Origin of the sequence: Mesorhizobium sp. LCM 4577 (genome assembly GCF_001854795.2) — a bacterium.
Taxonomy (GTDB): Bacteria; Pseudomonadota; Alphaproteobacteria; order Rhizobiales; family Rhizobiaceae; genus Mesorhizobium; species Mesorhizobium plurifarium.
In genome coordinates, this window is record NZ_MDDU01000055.1 from 37,038 (window position 1) to 54,196 (window position 17,159).

Here is a 17,159-nt window from a genome sequence, read left to right on the forward strand (position 1 = left end):
CGCCCTTAGAGCTCGACGCCCTGGCGGCGTGCCATGATGGMCGTGATGCGCTCGGTCAGGATGCCCTTCAGCAGGATGACGACGAGGCCGACGATGGCGTACCAGATCGCCACCTTGACGTGATAGCCGTTGGCGATGACGCCCCGCTTCTCGAGGTCGAGCAGCGCGACCAGCATGCCGCCCCAGACGAAATACTCGCCGGGATTGATGTGCGGGAAGAGGCCGAGCGGCGGATGCACGTAAGACACCGCGGCGTCGTAGAAGGCGGGCTTGTGCTTTTCTTCCAGGAAGGAGCCGAAGGTGTAGGCCATCGGGTTGGTGAGGAAGAACACCGACAGGACCGGCAGCACCGTATAGCGGGTCAGCGCGATCCGACCGGCGCCGCGTGCCAGGCCGTGGACGCGCTCCTCGCCGACCAGCTCGGTGACGGCGTAGAAGGCGGTCATCAGCACGACCAGGGTCGGAATGATGCCGGTGACGAAGCCGGCGAACACTTCGCCGCCCTTCTGGAAGATGCCGATGAAGTATTTGCCGATCGCGGTCAGCCAGCCGAGCTGCTCTTCCTGCTGCACGTTCTTCAGCTGTTCCTTGAGCTGATCGGCGGTGACCGGCGCGTTGTCGGTCGTGGCCTGCGCCAGGATCACGAGATGATCGGTGGCATGCTCGACGCCGAGCTTGCCGTGCCAGGCAGCATCCGAGACCATGGTGCCTGCGACATGCAGGTTATGCACCGCCAGGTCGGCATGCTGCGCCAATAATGTAATTACAGACATTTCTCCTCCTTATGACCCCTGCCGGTCATTCCCAGCCGGCCGCCGGTGTCGTTTAAGCCCTTGCTACGCTCAAGCCGGACAGGCCCGGCTTCTTCCCCGGCTCCGACCGCGCGCGGTCGATTTGCTCGATCGCCCGTTTCACGGCCTCGGCCACACCGGGTTCCCCCTCCCCCATGATCGCAGGGTTGGACCGGAGTCGATCGAGGGGGATGCCCTCGAATTCTTCATGTCGCTTGAACTTGGTCAGCACCGAACGGCCGCTCATGACCATCATGCGGCGCACGACGAGATCCGGCGTCACGACGATCAGCGCAATCGTGCCCTTGGCGAGCCGTCCGCGGAAATTGCCGGCGCCGACGAAACCGTCCTTGTACTGGGCTGTGACACCTTTGAAGACGTCCGAATAATGCCGCATCTGCAGCCAGACACCGAGCGATTGCAGTGCCCAGACAACAAACAGCAGAAGCAGCGCCCACTGCCAGATCGCCATTTCGGTTTCCTCCCGAGTCRCTTTCTCCGGCACATATTGAACGGAGCCGAGACGACCCGAAAGTGAGAACATTTGTTTCCTCGAATGTCAACATGTATTATATTAGCCGCCATAACGCTCCACAGCCGGCTGGCCGATTTCGGCATTGGCGGCCCTGTGCTAGCCTGTCGTCAAACGGGATATGAGACATGGATCTGCCTTTCAGGCACGAACTCGCGCTTATGCCGGACCTTCGTCACCGGCTGCGGCAACTGCGCTGGTTTCGCGCCACTTTCCGCAGCAGCGCGAAGGTGGTGTCGGAAACCTTCGGCGTTCGTTTCGAGATCGACGAGGCCAAGCTGACACGCGCCTTTCTCGACTGGATCGAAGTCATGGAAGCGCAGAAGCGATTCGCTGCGGTCGATCGCGCGGACTTCATTGTCTTCGCCGCCGGGCTGGTGCTGCGCGAGCTGATCCGGCAGGCGCCGGCGCGGGAGGTCTCAGGTCTCACCGAAATGATCGAGACCGAAGCCAATGCCGGCACGGCGGAAATCGTGCGCTTCTGGCCGGAGGGATTTCTCTATACCAACTATTGCGTGTCGGCGATCCTGGCCGTGCACGAGCAGGAGTTCGGCACGGCGCCCAGCATCGACAAATGCGCCGACGACCTGCGCACCTGGTGGTCCTACCGCGAGAACGCGACGGAAATGCCCGCCTATGCGGTCGCTTTCCTCGACCGGTTCCTCGGCGCCGAGCCCAACTGGATCACGCCCGACCGCGCCCAGTCGCGCCAGGCCATGCAGCGCGCGCTTGGATCCTCGCCGGTCAGCGAGGCGTTGCGCCAGCTTTGACGGTTGGCCGCCTTGAACATCTGACTTTTTATCGATAGCGATGTGCGCATTGGCACAGGAGCCGGGAGACGCGCGTGGCGCAACCTAGACTGATGATTTTCGATTGCGACGGCGTTCTCGTCGACAGCGAGCCGCTGGCCGCCAAGGCCTATGAGCGCGTCTATGAGAAACACGGCATGCCCGGCGTCCATGGCGGCATCATCGCCCAATGCATCGGCATGAAGCAGTCCGACATCATCGTCAAAATCAAGGAACTGACCGGCCACCAGTTCCCCCCGGCGGCCGACGGCGACATCTGGGCCGAGACCAAGCAGCTCTTCTCCGAGGAGTTGAAGCCGACGCCAGGGATCGCGCCATTCCTTGGCGCGCTTGCCGGAGACCGCTGCGTCGCCTCATCGTCGTCGGTCGAACGCATCAACCACAGCCTTCAGGTGACCGGACTGTCGCGCTTCTTCGGCGAGGCGATCTTCTCCTCCTCGATGGTGAAGAACGGCAAGCCGGCGCCCGACATCTTCCTTTATGCCGCCGAGAAGATGGGCGCGAAACCGGCTGACTGCATCGTGGTCGAGGATTCGCCGTTCGGCGTCCAGGGCGCGGTCGCGGCCGGCATGATCGCGATCGGCTACACCGGCGGCGGTCACACCTATCCCGAGCATGGCGCGCGCTTGAAAGCGGCCGGCGCCGACTTTGTCTGCGCCAACTGGCACGAAGTGGGTCGGCAATTGGCGGGGCTTGGCGTGCCGGCCTGAGTTAGCGGAGACTGGGGAAGCGACGGCGAGTCCAGTCACCGGGCGGGACCAATCCCCCCACGCGAAAATTGAAAGAGAGGACCCTCGTCGCATCGGCATCGACCTCGCAGCGGAAGCTCAGATCGTACCATTGGGTTGTCGTGCTGAAGGCAGCCTGCGGAGGGTTGAGAACATTGCCTTGCTTCAGGGGAATGGTCGGCAGCCATTTCGGCGAATAGTCGGCGCTTTGCAATTCCTGATTCAGGACGTTGGCGCAAAGATTGGCAACGCGCTGATCGCGCGGCACGTTCTCCATCGAGCTCGTAGCCTGCATATTGCCGGTCGCACCCGGCGAGTAAAGCTTCCTGACGCCAGGCAGGCCGGAATAGATCGGCGATCCCGCAGCCGCGCTGTCGGCGGAATTCGACCTTCCCGGGTTCCCGCTTGGCGCTCTCAAAGCCCTTGCGGATTTGAACTTGATCGCCTTGGAGGGTTTAGGCTTTGCCTTTTCGGTTGAGGATGGAGGCGCGGGCTTTTCGCCGGCGTCGGCCGTCAATGGCTTCAGTGGCGCGGCCGGCTGTTCTTCGGTGGTTTGTGGCGCTGCCTGTTGTTTGTCGGGCTGCTGCTTGTCAGTGTCCTCGGTCGGCTGCTTCTCGTCGCTTTGCGCGGGTTTTTCATCCGGCGCGGCAGTTGCCGGCTTCTCTGGGGCCTTGCTGGAGTCGGCCTGCTGCTCGGGCGTTGCAGGAGCTGGCGGGTTGGGCACTGGCTTCGGTGCGACAGGCGGTTTTGCTGGTTCATTTTGGGCCGGCGACGGCGCGTTGGCCGGAGCGCTGCCTCCGTTGAGAGATTTCTCCGGGCCGGTATCCTTCTCGCCATATTGGAAAACGCGCTTCAGAACCGGGATGTCCTGCGGTTTCGGCGGCTGCGGCGGTGGTGGCTTTTGCTCGGCCTGCTCAGTTGGCTTTTCGGCCTTCTTTTCAGGCTTGGGCTCCGGCGGCTTTGGAGCAGGCTTCGGCTTGGGCTGATCGGGCGGCGGCACGATCGCGACGTTGACCGGCTGTTCCTGCTGATCCGGCTGTTGGTCGGGTCTCGGCAAGCCGAAGAACAGGAACGCCGCGATCAGGACATGCAGGAACAGCGATGCGGCCAAGGCCCACCGCCAATTCCGAAACCATTCCCGCATCTTGCCGTTCATTGCGCTCCGATGTGGAACGAAATAGCGGCGGCTTCAAGCACTTGCCGGGATTCGCGTGAGCTGCCGTCCTGACAAGTCGGTGATCGGAGGGCCTGCGGTACAAGATCAAGGCCCTGTAGGGAGTGGCTTACACCAGCATGCCCATCGGGTTTTCGATCATGCGCTTGAAGGCGCCGAGCAACTCGGCGCCCAGCGCGCCGTCGACGGCGCGATGGTCGGTCGAGAGCGTCACCGACATCACCGTTGCCACCTTGATCTCGCCCTTCTTCACCACAGCCCGCTCTTCGCCGGCGCCGACCGCCAGGATCGTCGCATGCGGCGGGTTGATGACGGCCGCAAAGTCCTTGATGCCGAACATGCCCAGATTGGACACCGCCGTCGTGCCGCCCTGATATTCTTCGGGCTTCAGCTTGCGGCTCCTGGCGCGGCTCGCCAGATCCTTCATCTCGTTGGAGATGACCGACAGCGTCTTTTCATCCGCATGCCGGATGATCGGCGTGATCAGGCCGCCGGGGATCGAGACGGCAACGCCGACATCGGCATGCTTGTGCTTGACCATGGCGTTTTCGGTCCACGACGCATTGGCATCCGGCACCGCCATCAGCGCCATGGCCATCGCCTTGATGACCATATCGTTGACGGACAGCTTGTAGGCGGGAACCTCGCCCTTGTCGGTCTTCCTCATAGGGGCCGCGGCATTGAGCTGCGTACGCAGCGCCAAGAGCGCATCGAGCTCGCAATCCAGCGTCAGATAGAAATGCGGGATGGTGGACTTGGCCTCGACCAGGCGGCGCGCGATGGTCTTGCGCATGTTGTCGTGCGGCACGAGCTCGTAGGAGCCTTCGGCAAACAGCTTCAGCACCTGATCGTCCGACATCGGTTTCGGCGCGGGCGCCGGAGCGGACGGGACTTCGACCGGAATCTCGGCGGCCGGCTGAACAGGAGTGGCCGCGCCTTTCGCGGCGACTGCGGCTTCGACGTCGGCGCGCACGACGCGGCCGCGCGGACCGCTGCCTGCTATAGCCGAAAGGTCTAGATTTGCCTCACGGGCCAAGCGTCGAGCCAGCGGCGTGGCTCGGGCAGGCCCCTGCGATTGGCTGATCTCCCCCCCTGTGGGGGAGATGGCCGGCAGGCCAGAGGGGGGCGCGACAGAATGAGTGGGTAGCGGGACAGCGCCCCCCTCTGTCGGCTTCGCCGACATCTCCCCCACGAGGGGGGAGATTGGCGCCTCACCCTGCTTGGCCTCATAAACCTCGTCGTCGGCATAGATCCAGGCGACGGGCTCACCGACGGGAATATCGACGCGCTCCTTGCCGGTGACGTTGCGCAGCGTGCCGCTGGCCGGCGCGTCGATCTCCATCGCCGCCTTGTCGGTCTCGATCTCGAAGAGCACGTCGCCCTTCTTGACGTGAGCGCCCTCCTCGGCAAACCAGCGCGAGATCTGTCCGGTCGCCATGTCCATGTCGACCTTGGGAAGAATGACTTCTGTCGGCATCGCTCAGCGGACCCCTTTCACGAGGTCGCGGGCAGCGGTGATGATGTCGGGAACCTGCGGCACCGTCGCCTTTTCCAGATCCGGATTGTAGGGGATCGGCGTCTCGGCGCCGCCGAGGCGCACGATCGGCGCGTCGAGATAATCGAACGCCTCGCTTTCGGCGACGAGCGCGCTCACTTCCGCGCCGATGCCGAGCGTCTTCACCGCTTCGTAGACGCAGAGCAAACGCGAGGTTTTCTTCACGCTGTCGATGACGGTCTGCCGGTCGATCGGGCGGATCGTGCGCAGGTCGACCACTTCGATGTCGAGACCCTCGCCTTCGAGTGCTGCCGCAGCATCGAGCGCCTTCTGCACCATGATCGACGTGGCGACGATGGTGAGGTCGCGGCCCTCGCGGCGGATCTCGGCCTTGCCGATCGGAACGGTGTAGTGGCCCTCGGGCACATGGCCCTTCATCTTGTAGAGCAGCTTGTGCTCGAAGATCATGACCGGGTCCGGATCGGCGATCGCGGCCAGCAGCATGCCCTTGGCATCGTGCGGCGTCGCCGGCTGGATAACCTTCAGGCCAGGCACATGGCCGAGCCAGGCCTCCAGGCTCTGGCTGTGCTGCGCGGCGGCACCGGTGCCGGAGCCGGCCGGGAAACGCATCACCACCGGCACGGAGACCTCGCCGCCGAGCATGAAGCGCATCTTGGCCGCCTGGTTGACGATCTGCTCCATGCCGAGTGTGGCGAAATCCGAGAACTGGAATTCGAAGATCGGCCGCATGCCGGTGACGGCCGCGCCCACCGCGACGCCGGCGCCGCCCAGTTCGGAGATCGGCGTGTCGATGACCCGGTCGGTGCCGTAGCGTTCGACAAGATCGCCGGTCACCTGGAAGGCGCCGCCATAGACGCCGATATCCTCGCCCATCAGGAAGACGCGCTCGTCCATGTCCATGGCGATCGCCATGGCTTCCTGGATCGCCTGGGCGTAGCTCAGTTCACGCACCGCGGCGTCCATCACGCTTGCTCCGTGTAAACATAGTTCGAAAGGGTGGCGATCTCCGGCGCCGGGCTCGCCTTGGCGAACTCGATGCCGTCGGCGATCTCCTTGGCGACTGCGTCGCGGATGGCCTGGATGCCCTGGTCGTCGATGAAGCCGAAATCGCGCAGCTCGGTCTCAAACAGCGTGATCGGATCGCGGTTCGCCATCCAATCCTCGATCTCTTCCTTGGTGCGGTAGCGGTTGCGGTCGCTCTTGGAATGGCCGCGATGACGGTAGGTCTTGGATTCGATCAGCGTCGGCCCCTCGCCCGCGCGCGCCCGCTCGACCGCCTTGAAGGATGCCTCGGCGACCTCGGAGAAGATGTTGCCGTTGACGATGACGCCGGGCATCGAATAGGCGGCCGCCCGCTCGGCGATGTTCTTCACCGCGGTCGAACGCGCCGTCGAGGTCGACATGCCGTAGCCGTTGTTCTCGCACACGAAGATCACCGGCAGCTTCCAGATCGCCGCCATGTTCAGCGCCTCGTGGAAAGCGCCTTCATTGTTGGCGCCATCGCCGAAGAAGGAGACCACGACCTTGCCGGTCTTCATCCTCTTGGACGAAAGCGCAGCACCCACCGCGATCGGAATGCCGCCGGCGACGATGCCGTTGGCGCCGAGATTGCCCTTGGCGACATCGGCGATGTGCATGGAGCCGCCGCGGCCCTTGCAGTAGCCCGTGGTCTTGCCGAAGAACTCCGCGAACATGCGGCTGACCTCGGCGCCCTTGGCGATGCAATGGCCATGGCCGCGATGCGTCGAGGTGATCTGGTCATCCTCGGCGAGCGGCATGCAGATGCCCATGGCGCTGGCTTCCTGGCCGATCGACAAATGCATGGTGCCATGGATGAGGCCGCGCATGTAGCACTCTTCCGCGCCCTCTTCGAAGCGGCGGATGAGGTACATCTTGTGAAGCACCTGCCTGAGCTGCTCCGGACTGTACTGGCGATAGACGAAAGGCAGGTTGGCCCGGCTATCCACGACGGCTTTGCTGGCTCCGGCCATGATCACGCCTCCACAGCGCCGTAAACGAGCTTGTCCTGTCGGGCGCGCAGCTCGGCGATCTTCGAGCCCGGCGCCGGCGCCGCGTTGGCATAGGTGATGAGCTCGCCCTTCTTGATGAGCGCCGTGACGGATCCGCCCTGCAGCAGGCCGCAGGGGATGGCCCGCGTCGCATGGGCTTCCGGCGCCGTCATGATCCAGGCGCGATAGCAATATTCGCCGATGGCATCGAGCTTGTCGCCCGGCTTCAGATCCTTCTTGGCGACCGCGCAGACCTCGGCCACGGGCTTCGCCAGCGGCACCATGTCGGCCTTGCCGTAGAGCACGACGCGAGCGCAGGTCAGCGGCACTTCCAGCGAGGTCAGATGATAGGGGCGATGGAAGGTGAAATACGGGCCCTTGCCCATCTTCAGGTCTTCCATGCGCTCCGAAATGCGCGGATGCGACATGTCGGCGACGACGAAGACGCCCGGCGCCACGCCCTTGCCGATCGAATAGTCGACGACGCCGACCTTCGACAGCACGCCACCATCCTTCTGCGGCACCAGCACCTTGGACAATTCGCCCAGCGTCGCGGACGGGCCGTGCATGCCGGGCTTGTCGGGAACCAGTCCGGTCGCGTTGGCGATCGCCGCCATCTCGACCATGGTCTTCGAACCGTCGACGAATTCGACCAGCATGCGCACATTCATATGCCGGCGCTTCGCCTCCTCCTCATAGTCCGGAGGCGTGGCGTCGATGTTGAGCGGGTTGTTCTTGCCCTTGCCGGCGGCAACGATCGGGTGGCCCATGGCGGAGACGAACTCGATCAGCTCCATGCAGGAAGACGGCTCGTCGCCGGCGCCTAGCGAATAGGTGACGCCGAGGCGGTCGGCTTCGCTCTTGAGATAGGCCCCGATGGTGACGTCGGCTTCGACATTCATCATCACCAGGTGTTTACCGTGCTCCATGGCCCGCAGGCCGATCTCTGCGCCGACGGCTGGAACGCCGGTCGCGTCGATGACCACGTCGATCAGGTCGTTGCCGATGATCAGGCTGGAGTCGTTGGTGACGGCGATCTTGCCGGCCTCCATGGCCGAGGTCATTGCCGAGGCGCTCGACACTTCCCGCGCGTGTCCGGTTTCCTGGAAAGCGATATCGACGGCCTTGCTGGCCGCGGGAAGGTTCAATTCGGAGATGGCGCCGATCTCGATGCCGGACATATGGGCGACGCGGGTGACGATGTCGGTGCCCATTTCGCCGGAGCCGATCAGGCCGATGCGAATAGGCTTGCCGGACTTGGCTCGTTCATCGAGATCGCGGGCAAGGCCCGTCAACGACACATTGGACGCCATACCGTGTATTCCTCCCATATCGCATGCTGTTCGGTTGCTTGACCGGTATTGAACATATGTATTTCTGTCAAGACTAATGTCCAGAATTTGACCATCAGTCGACGCTTTTCGAATTGGTCGGGGCGCAACGACGAAACACGCCGACGGCTGGCGCGCTGTGCGGAGCTAAATAGAGGCGAGCGCTCGCGCGCCGGGGCGCCGGTCAAAGCCGCGCGGCAGCCCTTTCGCGGGCCGCAAACAGATATCTAGGCGAGAATTGTTACTGGCAAACGTCGACCCATACGGCGCCGACCAGATCGGCCATGCGCTGCGGCGTGATGTGCACCGCGGCATTGGTGGCGCCGGCGGCGGGTACGACTTCGTCGAAAGGCTTGAGCGACAGGTCGCAATAGATCGGCAGCGGCGCCGGCAGGCCGAACGGGCAGACGCCGCCCGGCGGATGGCTGGTGACCGCCAGCACCTCCTCGCCGCCCAGCATGCGCGGCTTGCCGCCCATCCTGTCCTTGAACTTGCGATTGTCGAGCCGGGCGATGCCGCTGGTCACCACCAGCATGGTCTCGTCGCCAACGCGCAGGCAGATCGTCTTGGCGATCTGCGCCGGCGTGACGCCATGCGCCTCCGCCGCCAGCGCGACAGTGGCCGAGCTTGCCTCGGTGACGATGACTTCCACGTCCGGGGCGTGCGCGGCAAAGAAGGCGCGAACCGATTCCAAGCTCATGTGAATTCCTCGTCAGGATATCTTTGTCTTTACACGCAATTCCGGACGGAAAACCGCTCACGCTTTTCCTGGAATTGCTCGAGCAGCAGCAGTGGCGAATCGCATGATGCGGCCGATCTTGGCAAGAGCCAGCGCCTCCGCTGTGCAGGCACCAAAAAAAGCCCACCGGGCAAAATCCCGGCGGGCTCCTCGATGGGCGCTTTTCGCGTCTCTATTGCTGGGTGGGCCGATTCTCTTCGGCCGGCACGCTGATCAATTCCTCTTCCGGCATCTGCAGGGCCGAAGCGATGCGCCGGAGCTTGGCGGGGTCCGCGTCCTTGCCATCCTCGATGTCGATGATCTCGCCGACGGCCAGGCCGCAGGTCAAAGAGAGTTCCTCGATCGTATATCCCCTCGTCTCGCGAGCGGCTTTCAACGGGTTGAGGCCGGACGCGGCAATGATGTTGTTGGAAACAGCGTTTCGTGCGGTGTTGGGCATGGCAACTCCTTGGGATGAAACAGGGTCTGATGAAATGGTGTTGCCTGAGACGGCGGGAGAATGCTCGTTAACACATGATTTGCCAAGAGCACCGATGCGGCGTCACGCCATCGTGAAGCGGCGTTTTGGCCGTGCCTCAGGCTCCCACAATGTAAGGTCGCGCAGCGCTCAATCAAGTTCTTTTGAAGGTCCGAGACCAGATTCGCCGGCATTTTCGACGTCCCGATTCGTTAGCTTGCCGTCACCGGTGGCCGACAGACGGCGCCGGAAGTTTCCCGGAAGGACTAGATGCCATGAATTTGAAATCGTTCACAATTGTGCTTGGCACAATCTCAAGCGTCATCGGCGCGACGCAATCATGGGCGGCGGATGCCACACGTGTTCGAGGCACTGTCGTCAGCCTTGCCGGATCGACGCTGACAGTGAAGGACCGCAACGGCAAGACCGATGCGATCACGCTTGCCGACGGCTGGAAGATTTCAGGTGTCGCCAAGGCATCGGCAGCCGATATCAAGCAGGGTGATTTTCTCGGCATCGCCTCGATATCCAAGGCCGATGGGGGCAGCGGCGCGCTTGAGGTCGTGATCTTCCCTGCCGCTCTGAAGGGTACGGGTGAAGGCGATCGCGACTGGGATCTGCAGCCCAACAGCCGCATGACCAACGGCACCGTTGCCGACGTCACCGAGATAGAGGGCCGCACGGTGACGCTCACCTACGACAACGGCCAGAAGAAACGGATCGCGATCCCGCAGGCCACACCGATCGTGACGTTCGCCGCCGCCACGCCGGCGGATCTCAAGCCTGGCGTCGCGGTGTTCGTCAATGCCGAGCGCAACGGCGACGGCAAGCTCGTCGCCAACCGGGTCGTGGTGGGGAATCACGGCGTCGCGCCGCCTATGTGAGGCCAAGCGTCCACGCCCTCGGATTTCCAGAAATCGCGCGGTCTTCGCACCTCAGGGCGCACGCGGCGCTGGAGAACTTCTCAGAAACAATCCAGAAACAAAAATCTACATTTGGGAAAAATTGTCGAAAAAAACCAGGAGGATAGTCCCTATCGCGAGGCTTGGGTCACCGATTTGCTCCGGTGGATCTCTGAACGCCCGCGTAAAAGGAAACGAAGTCATGAAGAAGTCCCTCCTCTCCGCGCTCGGGCTGGCTCTGGCCCTGGCGTTCACCGTGCCGATCCTCGGCGCCACCAGCGCCGACGCGGCTCCGATGAAGAAGCATCACCATCATCGCCATCACCGCAGGCATCATCACCGCGTTCATCATCACCATCACCACCATCATCACCACCACAAGAAGATGGCTCCGAAGAAGGCCTGACCCTTCCTTTCTGCCGATGGGGAGACAGGCTTCGCTTGTCGAGCGGCCCAGCCTTCCCATCGGGTTTCTTCTGCTTAAAGCATGTCTCCCGGAAGTGGGAACCGGTTTTGGGACAAAGACATGCGTAGAATCAACAACCTGAAGCGCGGAGGGCGAATCTGAAAGATCGCGGCGCGCTTTAACATCCGGTGATCGAACCGCATGCCGGAATGTATGTGATGGGGCCTGCGCTGATCTGCCAGCCAGACACCGCCTGGGGCCGGCGGTTGCCCCTGTCGTCCTGACGCTTCGCCATCAAGCTCGGCTATCTGCCAAATCCCGTCCCGACGAGCCATAACGGGCTGACGTTGTGGCGGAAGATCGTCAACCACAATCCGCCGTTCGTGACGCTGACCGACAAGCTGGCGGCGGAGTGGGCCGCTTCCATGCCGAGGCGCTGCGCGCCGGATGCGCCGCGAGAGCCGCACCCAGGCTCTTTCAATCCGTTGATATTGCCGGCCAAACGAAAAAATCGCGCGGCATATGAACCTTTCCATTGCGGGCAGCACTAAGCGGTCATGGGCGCCGCGAAGGCGCTCCTCAACCCAACGGGACGCCAGGAGAAGGCGAGCCCGACAACCAATGGAAGGAATGTACAAATGACCAACCTCAAGCGTATCACCCTGGCCGCGGCTCTCATCGTCTCGGCTTTCGGCTCGGTCTCGGCGCCGGCCTTCGCGGGCATTCTGCCCGGCAGTGACGGCCCGATCTGCAAAGGCCAGGRCCCGTGCTCCCAACTGAAGGCCAACTGCAAGGGCACATATGTCGACGCCACCGATTCTTCGGGCACCGTCTATGGCAAATGCCGCCCGGCCACGGTTCAGGTCGACCAGAAGAGCAAGATCAAGCTCGCTCGCTGATCCCACCCGCGGCATGGAAATGGCGGCCGCATTTTGCGGCCGCCATTTCCATAGCGATTCCAAAGATCAGCGGCGGCTGATGAGAAGACCGGCAAGCAATCCGACCACGACAAGGCCGACGGCGGCGGTGGTCGCCGGATGATCGCGCGCCGTACGCTCGATCGCCCTGCCCCTGCGCCTTATTGCCGGCAACGCCTCGTGGAGGCGATCGGCAAGGTGCGAATAGTAGTCGGACGCCGCCTCGCGGCCATCCTCGTAATAGGCGTCACCGCGCCTGGCCAAAACTTTCTTGAGATCGTGCAATTGCCGCGAAAGCGCCGCGACTTGGCTGTCGATATCAAGGTCGGAGAGGGTGGAAAACGATGCCATGCTTATTGTCCTTCTCTTCGAGAAGGCCTAACGCGCGGACGACGAGCCAGTTCCGGCGGGCCGACCGCGTGGCATCAAGTCGAAGATGACCCGTTCAACGAACCTGGTCGAGCAGGCGCTTGCATTCCAGCAAGTCGAACAACGCCTCCTGCAGCAAGGCACGATTGTCACGCGACAATTTCGAAGAGTCGGGTTGAACCGGACCTTCGTCGTCGCTCTTGCCGAGGCCGAAGAAACGGCGGCTGGGCTTGACCTTCGGCTGGCCGACCAGCGCGTCCTCGTCGCCGCGCGGCTGGGCGGCCGCCGTCAGCGGYACCTGCTCGGCCTGGCGGCGCTGGGCGATCGCCTCCACTGCGGCCATGTCGCCATTGCCGATGGCGACCAGAAAATGATTGCCGTTCTCGCGCAACAGCTTCTGCACGCCTTTGATCGTATAGCCCTGATCGTAGAGCATATGCCTGATGCCCTTGATCAACTCGACATCCTGCGGCCGGTAGTAGCGCCGGCCGCCGCCACGCTTCATCGGCTTGATCTGGGTGAAGCGCGTCTCCCAGAAACGCAGCACGTGCTGCGGCAGATCGAGGTCTTCCGCCACTTCGCTGATGGTGCGGAAAGCATCGGGACTCTTGTCCATGGGCCAATCCTCCACACTGGACCACAATCCGGCGCATGATGCCGAATCGCGCCTTATTTCAGCGATTTATGAAACGATATTCAAGCCCAGCGTCAAAACGGCCGGCGGTTTTCAACCGCATTCGCCAGCAAATTACTTGCCGCCCTTGCCCTTGCTGTTCTGGTGCGAACGCAGGATCCGGTTCTTGAGCACGTTCGAGGATTTGAACGTCATCACCCGGCGCGGCAGGATCGGCACTTCCTCACCCGTCTTGGGGTTGCGGCCGATGCGCTCGTTCTTGGAGCGGACATGGAAGGTGGCGAAGGAAGACAGCTTCACCGTCTCGCCGCGAACGATGGCTTCGCAGATTTCATCCAGGACGGCCTCGACGAGCTCCGCCGATTCAGTTCGCGACAAGCCAACCTTCCGATAAACGGCTTCAGCAAGGTCGGCACGCGTAAGTGTCTTTCCCCCCATGCGACCGTCCCATCTGCTCGCAAAAACGTAAATCGATACAGGTAAAGGCAGAGCCTAAGTAATTGATCCGGCAAGGTCAAGAACCGAACCGGCGAGTTCGGCACTTACCAGCGGAGCAATACCGCGCCCCAGGTGAAACCTCCACCCATCGCCTCGAGAAGCACAAGGTCGCCCTTCTTGATGCGGCCGTCGGCGACGGCCACCGAGAGAGCGAGCGGCACCGATGCAGCCGAGGTGTTACCGTGTAAATCGACGGTGACCACCACTTTCTCTTCGGCAATCCCGAGCTTCTTGGCGGAAGCGTCAATAATCCGTTTATTGGCCTGATGCGGCACGAACCAGTCGAGGTCCTGCGCCGTTATGCTGGCCTCGCCGAAGGTCGCCTCGATGACGTCGGTGATCATGCCGACCGCATGCTTGAACACTTCACGGCCTTCCATCCTGAGATGACCGACGGTTCCCGTCGTCGAAGGGCCGCCGTCGACGAAGAGCTTGTCCTTGTGCGTGCCGTCCGAGCGCAGGCTAGCCGCCAAGACGCCGCGATCTGTGATCGCGCCCGCGCCCTCTTCCGCCTCGAGAACCAGCGCGCCGGCGCCGTCGCCGAACAGCACGCAGGTCGAACGATCGCTCCAGTCGAGGATGCGCGAGAATGTTTCCGAGCCGATCACCAGGACGCGTTTGGCCAGGCCGCCACGGATATAAAGGTCGGCGGTGGCGACCGCATAAACGAAGCCCGAGCAGACGGCCTGCATGTCGAAGGCGAAGCCGTGATGCATGCCGAGGCGGTTCTGGATTTCAACAGCCGTCGCCGGGAACGTGTTGTTCGGCGTCGAGGTCGCCAGGATGATGAGGTCGATATCGGCGGGCGTCATGCCGGCGCTGTCGAGCGCGGCGCGCGCCGCCGCCTCTCCGAGCGAGGCTGTCGTCTCGTCGTCGGCCGCGACGTGGCGCTGGCGAATGCCGGTGCGCTGGACGATCCACTCGTCGGAGGTCTCGACCATGCCTTCGAAGTCGGCATTCTTCATGATGCGGCGGGGCAGCGCGGCACCGTTGCCGCGCACGACTGATCTGATCAAGGCTCGTTCCTATTCCTCGGCGTCGGCGGCGACACCGGATTTCCTGTTTGCCTGCGCAGTCGGGTTGCGCGCATGGAACAGATCGAGGTCGGCCTCGATCCGGTCAAGCAGATTGTTGCGCACCATGTCGTAGCCGAGCTCGATGGCGGCCGCAAAGCCATCCGAATCGGCGCCGCCATGGCTCTTCACCACGATGCCGTTCAAGCCCAGGAAGACGCCGCCATTGGAGCGACCGACATCCATCTTCTCGCGCAGCCTGTCGAAGGCGCCCTTGGCGAAGACGTAGCCGATCTTGGCCATGAGCGTGCGGCTCATGGCTGCGCGCAGATAGCCGGCGATCTGCCTTGCCGTGCCTTCCGCCGTCTTGAGCGCGATGTTGCCGGCAAAGCCCTCGGTGACCACCACGTCGACCGTGCCCTTGCCGATATCGTCGCCCTCGACGAAGCCGCGATAATTCATCGAGGCCAGATTGGCCTCGCGCAGCATGCGGCCGGCTTCCTTGACCTCTTCCTGGCCCTTGATCTCCTCGACGCCGACATTGAGCAGGCCGACGCTCGGCCGCTCGACACCGAACACCGAACGCGCCATGCCGGTGCCCAGAATGGCGAAATCGATAAGCTGATGCGCATCGGCGCCGATGGTGGCGCCGACATCGAGCACCACGCTTTCACCGCGCGTCGTCGGCCAGAGCGCCGCGATCGCCGGGCGCTCGATCGTGGCCATCGTGCGCAGGCAGAATTTCGACATCGCCATCAGCGCGCCGGTATTGCCGGCCGAGATGCAGGCCTGCGCGCCGCCGCTCTTGACCGCCTCGACGGCCTTCCACATCGACGACTTCCAGCGGCCGTGGCGCAGAGCCTGGCTCGGCTTGTCGTCCATGCGCACGGCGACCTCGCAATGAACGAACTCGCTCACCTCGCCGAGTTTCGGGAACTTGGCGAGTTCGGGACGCACCACGTCCTCGCGGCCGTAGACGACGAAGCGGATGTCAGGACGGCGGATGGCGACGGTCATCAGCGCCGGAATGACCACGCTCGGTCCGTGATCGCCGCCCATGGCATCGATGGAAATCCTGATCACGTAGTGTTTTTCTCACGGTTTGCCTGGCTTGCGGCGGACGCCTGCCAAGGTAAGGGGGCTCGCGAAGGTTCGGCGAAAATAGCGGTTTTGCGCCTGCGCACAACCAACTTTTCCAAAATCCGGACCACTCTCAGGATTTTCCAAGCAGCGAACGCAGCTTTTTCTGGAATTCGCTTTCCTCGGGCTGGTCGTCGCCGGCGACGTCGAGCGAGGCTCCCGGCTTGCGCGGATAGGGGTCGATCCCCAGGCCGAAAAACTGCTCCGCCAGCGCGCCGACGTCGATGGTGTCGCCGGAAAATGTCTCCGGACTGTCCGGCCCGTCGGCGTCGAGGATGATTTCGCCTCCGCCCTCGAAACCTTCGCGCCCAAGCTTCGACTGCTCGGGCAGAAACAGCGCCTCGACAGACTCGTCGATATGCGCAGCGATCGGATCCAGGGTGACGATGCAGGCTTGCGTGATGTCGGCCTCGACGCGGCCGGTGACCTTGACGCCATTGCGCTTCCAGGAGGCCACGAGCAGTTCGGCGCGATAGCTTTCGACCGAAAGCAGGTCATATTCGGCGGCGAGCGCCTCACGCTGGCGCTCATCGGCCTCGATAACGACAGGCAGGCCCTTTTGCGGCAGCCGCGCGACATTAGCGACAAAGGATACGGGGCTGCGCAATTCGGCGTCTTTCATCACGGCCTCCTTCACGCGGCCCCCGCGGCCGGGAACGCGGCGGTGCCGGCGACGATCGATTCGGTCGGCTGCGCGGCAAGCTTTTGGCAAGCCTCGCAGACATAATCCGCCAACAGCGGCGCCTTTGGCCAGGAACCGGCGTCCGGCCTGACGTTGCGGGTGAGCGCCGCCGCAAGCGCCACCCGATCGTCCTGCCTGAGCGCGTCGTCATAAGCGGCCGTGCGGCCGTAAAACATCTTTGCCAGCTTCTTCATGCGTTTGGGCACGCCGACATCGCTGATGCCGAGCTCGCGCAGCGAATGCTCGACATCGAGAAAGAACTCGTCGATCAGCACTTGCGCGACCTCGGCGGCCACACCTTGCTCGCCATGCAGCCGGTGCTGGACGAGATACATGTGCAGCGACAGCATCTCGAAGCGGCCGAGCGGCGTATCCGGCACATTCCAGTCGGAATAAAACACCGTTTGCCGCGCCGCTGCCACGATTTGTGCGTAGAGCGCGTCGGTGATAGCGCGGTTGGCATTGCGTTCGCGGCCAAAAAGGCGCTGGAACATTGAGGGCGGTCTCCCGGG

21 protein-coding genes are annotated in these 17,159 nt (G+C 63.1%); 5 read left to right on the plus strand and 16 right to left on the minus strand.

Translation table 11 applies throughout. The features are described 5' to 3' along the window. Window positions 1-5: 5 nt before the first annotated feature. Both LCM4577_RS32025 and LCM4577_RS32030 read right to left on the minus strand, forming a co-directional pair. Window positions 6-773 (minus strand): PTS glucitol/sorbitol transporter subunit IIC, encoded by a 768-nt coding sequence (locus LCM4577_RS32025; RefSeq protein WP_071074732.1) that lies wholly within the window; start codon window positions 771-773, stop codon window positions 6-8. Between the two features lie 52 nt (window positions 774-825). After that, entirely contained in the window at window positions 826-1,263 is a 438-nt protein-coding gene (locus LCM4577_RS32030) for a transcriptional regulator GutM (protein ID WP_071074733.1), read from the minus strand. Between the two features lie 188 nt (window positions 1,264-1,451). Between LCM4577_RS32030 and LCM4577_RS32035 the strand changes: the two genes are divergently transcribed. Then, entirely contained in the window at window positions 1,452-2,093 is a 642-nt protein-coding gene (locus tag LCM4577_RS32035) for a hypothetical protein (protein WP_041008499.1), read from the plus strand. A gap of 74 nt (window positions 2,094-2,167) precedes the next feature. Next, window positions 2,168-2,842 (plus strand): HAD family phosphatase, encoded by a 675-nt coding sequence (locus tag LCM4577_RS32040; RefSeq protein WP_071074734.1) that lies wholly within the window; start codon window positions 2,168-2,170, stop codon window positions 2,840-2,842. A gap of 1 nt (window position 2,843) precedes the next feature. Here the strand turns inward: LCM4577_RS32040 and LCM4577_RS32045 are convergent, their stop codons facing one another. The 7 genes from LCM4577_RS32045 to LCM4577_RS32075 all read right to left on the minus strand — a co-directional run bounded on the left by LCM4577_RS32045 (window position 2,844) and on the right by LCM4577_RS32075 (window position 10,068). After that, on the minus strand, window positions 2,844-4,016 hold the full coding sequence (locus LCM4577_RS32045) for a DUF930 domain-containing protein (RefSeq protein WP_071074735.1): 1,173 nt from the start codon (window positions 4,014-4,016) through the stop codon (window positions 2,844-2,846). A gap of 127 nt (window positions 4,017-4,143) precedes the next feature. Next, window positions 4,144-5,511 (minus strand): pyruvate dehydrogenase complex dihydrolipoamide acetyltransferase, encoded by a 1,368-nt coding sequence (locus LCM4577_RS32050; protein WP_071074736.1) that lies wholly within the window; start codon window positions 5,509-5,511, stop codon window positions 4,144-4,146. A 3-nt stretch (window positions 5,512-5,514) separates the two neighbouring features. After that, entirely contained in the window at window positions 5,515-6,513 is a 999-nt protein-coding gene (locus LCM4577_RS32055; protein ID WP_071074737.1) for an alpha-ketoacid dehydrogenase subunit beta, read from the minus strand. Then, complete coding sequence (locus LCM4577_RS32060; protein WP_052467886.1) at window positions 6,513-7,541, minus strand: thiamine pyrophosphate-dependent dehydrogenase E1 component subunit alpha; 1,029 nt, start codon at window positions 7,539-7,541, stop codon at window positions 6,513-6,515. The genes LCM4577_RS32055 and LCM4577_RS32060 overlap by 1 nt, the downstream gene beginning before the upstream one ends. 2 nt (window positions 7,542-7,543) lie before the next feature. After that, a complete protein-coding gene (locus tag LCM4577_RS32065; RefSeq protein ID WP_071074738.1) occupies window positions 7,544-8,872 on the minus strand; it encodes an NAD(P)H-dependent oxidoreductase in 1,329 nt (442 codons plus the stop codon). Window positions 8,873-9,131: 259 nt separating this feature from the next. Beyond that, entirely contained in the window at window positions 9,132-9,590 is a 459-nt protein-coding gene (locus LCM4577_RS32070; protein WP_041006387.1) for a YbaK/EbsC family protein, read from the minus strand. 211 nt (window positions 9,591-9,801) lie between these two features. After that, entirely contained in the window at window positions 9,802-10,068 is a 267-nt protein-coding gene (locus tag LCM4577_RS32075) for a helix-turn-helix domain-containing protein (protein ID WP_041006389.1), read from the minus strand. A gap of 293 nt (window positions 10,069-10,361) precedes the next feature. Here LCM4577_RS32075 and LCM4577_RS32080 point away from each other — a divergent pair, with 293 nt between their 5' ends. The 3 genes from LCM4577_RS32080 to LCM4577_RS32090 all read left to right on the plus strand — a co-directional run bounded on the left by LCM4577_RS32080 (window position 10,362) and on the right by LCM4577_RS32090 (window position 12,293). Continuing rightward, window positions 10,362-10,970, plus strand: coding sequence for a hypothetical protein (locus tag LCM4577_RS32080; RefSeq protein ID WP_041008483.1), 609 nt, complete (start codon window positions 10,362-10,364; stop codon window positions 10,968-10,970). Window positions 10,971-11,190: 220 nt separating this feature from the next. Then, window positions 11,191-11,394: a hypothetical protein gene (locus LCM4577_RS32085; RefSeq protein ID WP_071074739.1), complete on the plus strand. Its 204-nt coding sequence runs from the start codon at window positions 11,191-11,193 to the stop codon at window positions 11,392-11,394. Window positions 11,395-12,032: 638 nt separating this feature from the next. Beyond that, entirely contained in the window at window positions 12,033-12,293 is a 261-nt protein-coding gene (locus tag LCM4577_RS32090; protein ID WP_071074740.1) for a hypothetical protein, read from the plus strand. Window positions 12,294-12,359: 66 nt separating this feature from the next. Here the strand turns inward: LCM4577_RS32090 and LCM4577_RS32095 are convergent, their stop codons facing one another. The 7 genes from LCM4577_RS32095 to LCM4577_RS32125 all read right to left on the minus strand — a co-directional run bounded on the left by LCM4577_RS32095 (window position 12,360) and on the right by LCM4577_RS32125 (window position 17,141). Continuing rightward, entirely contained in the window at window positions 12,360-12,662 is a 303-nt protein-coding gene (locus LCM4577_RS32095) for a YqjD family protein (protein ID WP_071074741.1), read from the minus strand. Between the two features lie 94 nt (window positions 12,663-12,756). Then, window positions 12,757-13,296 (minus strand): MerR family transcriptional regulator, encoded by a 540-nt coding sequence (locus tag LCM4577_RS32100; protein ID WP_040983239.1) that lies wholly within the window; start codon window positions 13,294-13,296, stop codon window positions 12,757-12,759. A 132-nt stretch (window positions 13,297-13,428) separates the two neighbouring features. Further along, window positions 13,429-13,752 carry an integration host factor subunit alpha gene (locus tag LCM4577_RS32105; protein ID WP_040983242.1) on the minus strand — a complete coding sequence of 108 codons (324 nt, stop codon included), beginning with the start codon at window positions 13,750-13,752 and terminating at the stop codon, window positions 13,429-13,431. A gap of 104 nt (window positions 13,753-13,856) precedes the next feature. Further along, complete coding sequence (locus LCM4577_RS32110) at window positions 13,857-14,828, minus strand: beta-ketoacyl-ACP synthase III (protein ID WP_071074742.1); 972 nt, start codon at window positions 14,826-14,828, stop codon at window positions 13,857-13,859. A 9-nt stretch (window positions 14,829-14,837) separates the two neighbouring features. Beyond that, window positions 14,838-15,908 carry a phosphate acyltransferase PlsX gene (plsX, locus tag LCM4577_RS32115; protein ID WP_041008472.1) on the minus strand — a complete coding sequence of 357 codons (1,071 nt, stop codon included), beginning with the start codon at window positions 15,906-15,908 and terminating at the stop codon, window positions 14,838-14,840. A 130-nt stretch (window positions 15,909-16,038) separates the two neighbouring features. Then, entirely contained in the window at window positions 16,039-16,587 is a 549-nt protein-coding gene (locus tag LCM4577_RS32120; protein ID WP_071033311.1) for a DUF177 domain-containing protein, read from the minus strand. 11 nt (window positions 16,588-16,598) lie between these two features. Beyond that, complete coding sequence (locus tag LCM4577_RS32125) at window positions 16,599-17,141, minus strand: ubiquinol-cytochrome C chaperone family protein (RefSeq protein ID WP_071074743.1); 543 nt, start codon at window positions 17,139-17,141, stop codon at window positions 16,599-16,601. Window positions 17,142-17,159: the final 18 nt, after the last annotated feature.